We start from the raw sequence: 1,898 nt of genomic DNA, 5'->3' as shown, positions 1-1,898 counted from the left end.
GTCGCCGCCGGGGAAGCGCCAGGGCTGAATCACGTAGCTGTCGGTCGTCAGCGCTATTCCGCCCGGGGGGATGTCCAGGATCGCCGAATCGCCCAGCGGCCGGAGCGCCTCGGAGTCCAGCCGCGGCAGCAGATGCTCCCGGAGCAGGCGCCGCGAGGCGATGCCGCCGCCGCCGTGGGCCAGGGTGACTATCTCTCCGCTCATCGGTCCTCCAAGCGACGGATTATACCACCGGCCCCGGATGGCGCGTCGCGGGGCGGTGTGGTAAAATGCAGCCGATGGTCCTGAAAAAAATCAGCCTCATTGCCCTGAGCGTCGCCTGCACCTTGCTGGCCCTCGCAAGCTGCGAGGTGCCGAATTACCCCGAACCCACCGAGAGCTACTCCTCCATCGGCGGTTTCGAGATAACCCGGGTCGGCGACCAGGATCCCGGCCCCTACTCCGTCGGCGACGCCGAAGGCGACCCCGACTGGGGCTTCTGGTTCCCCTACTCCATCTCGGTGGATTCCGAGGGCGACCTGTTGGTCACCAACATCCGTGGCGGCTACCTCGAACGCTTCATCCCCAACCCGGACGGCAGCGCAGACTGGGACGCCTACTGGGTCTGGCCCCGCGGACGCCAGGAATCCACCTACCAGCTCTTCATCGAATCATACCCCAACTCAACCTCCGATAATGAGCTGGTGCTCGTTTCCGAATCCCAATCCGAAATGGGCCCCGTGTTCGAGCTCGGGAAACAGGTCTCCAAGCTTGCTCTGCCCGACCCCGACTCCGACCTCCCCGACGACAACCGCCCCCACTACGCCTTTATAACCCAGAACGACATCCTGACCGGATACCCCACCACCGCCCAGCCCGGCCCCGTGGCCTTCTACCCGCCGGATAAACTCGCCTACACCGACGTCGCGCTGAGCTATCTCTTCTACATCGAGGGGGACACCGTGACGGCCGAGGGCGGCGGCGAGGGGGACCAAGAGGGCAAATTCTACCGGCCCATGGGCATCTGCGTGACGCCCGACGAGACGGTCGTCGTCTCGGACGTTTACAACCACAGGCTCCAGACATTCACCATGGAGCCCACCCCCACCGACCCCGCGGACCCGGCCTACGACCCGCTGTACATTTACCCCTTCATTTTCCACTACCAGAGGACGATAGGCGGGTTCGGCTTCAACAACGGCCAGCTCTCGTCCCCCTTCGGGGTGGCCGCGGACGCGGACGGGAACATCTACGTCTGCGACACCCGCAACGCCCGCATCCAGAAGTTCTCCAGCGACGGCAAGCTCCTGGCGGTCATCTACGGCAATGGTTACTGGCGGCTGCGCTGCCCCATTGACCTGGCGGTGACCGAGGAGGGGGACCTGTGGGTGATTGACGCCTTCCTCTGGTTCCAGCCCTGGGAGGACGAGTACATACCGGAGGATCAGGCGCGGATCATCCTCTTCCGGCAGGACTGACGTCCGGGGCGGCGAGGGGAACCAAAAAAGCCCCATTTCACGGGGCTTTGTGATAAAAAGAGCCCGGGGCTAGTCCTCCTCGAGCCAGCTCGAGGCGCTTCTTCCGGCACCGCCCCGCAGCCCCGACTCGAGCTTATTCCAATCGAAGGAAATTTCCGGGAACCGGGCCTCGATTATCCGGCGCAGTCCAGACTCCACAATCGTCCGTCTCCCCAGATAGGCCAGGTGCCGCTGCACCACCTTTTCGCCCCGGCGGCAGGCGTGGACCAGAACGGCGTAGGGACCACGGTAACGGACGTAGGGCATGGGGCCTCCCCGGTGATTTTACCGCCCCTCGACCCCGGGGGTCAAACCGTGACCCCTGGGTCGTAAACCGGAAGCCAGCGTGGACGCCGAAGCGGTTGAATTTCTGGCCGGCGACGACGCGGCCGGGGAGCGGCT

General features: G+C 64.9%; 3 protein-coding genes. 1 reads left to right on the top strand and 2 read right to left on the bottom strand.

Annotated elements, in window-relative coordinates:
• Positions 1-204: hydrogenase expression/formation protein HypE (locus tag NTW26_11905; protein MCX7022951.1), on the bottom strand; the 204-nt coding region annotated here is incomplete at its 3' end.
• A gap of 65 nt (positions 205-269) precedes the next feature.
• Here NTW26_11905 and NTW26_11900 point away from each other — a divergent pair.
• Positions 270-1,457 (top strand): hypothetical protein, encoded by a 1,188-nt coding sequence (locus NTW26_11900; protein ID MCX7022950.1) that lies wholly within the window; start codon positions 270-272, stop codon positions 1,455-1,457.
• Between the two features lie 69 nt (positions 1,458-1,526).
• Here the strand turns inward: NTW26_11900 and NTW26_11895 are convergent, their stop codons facing one another.
• Entirely contained in the window at positions 1,527-1,763 is a 237-nt protein-coding gene (locus NTW26_11895) for a hypothetical protein (GenBank protein MCX7022949.1), read from the bottom strand.
• Positions 1,764-1,898 lie beyond the last annotated feature (135 nt).

The sequence above is a fragment of the bacterium genome, assembly GCA_026398675.1.
In the GTDB taxonomy this organism is placed as follows: domain Bacteria; phylum RBG-13-66-14; class RBG-13-66-14; order RBG-13-66-14; family RBG-13-66-14; genus RBG-13-66-14.
Note: the sequence above shows the minus strand (reverse complement) of the source record. Positions and strands in the feature narration are given on the sequence as shown.

Excerpts from the sequence above, each read along its gene's own strand:
- NTW26_11895 (MCX7022949.1), bottom strand. The coding sequence starts at position 1,763 with ATGCCCTACGTCCGTTACCGTGGTCCCTACGCCGTTCTGGTCCACGCC.
- NTW26_11900 (MCX7022950.1), top strand. The coding sequence starts at position 270 with ATGCAGCCGATGGTCCTGAAAAAAATCAGCCTCATTGCCCTGAGCGTC.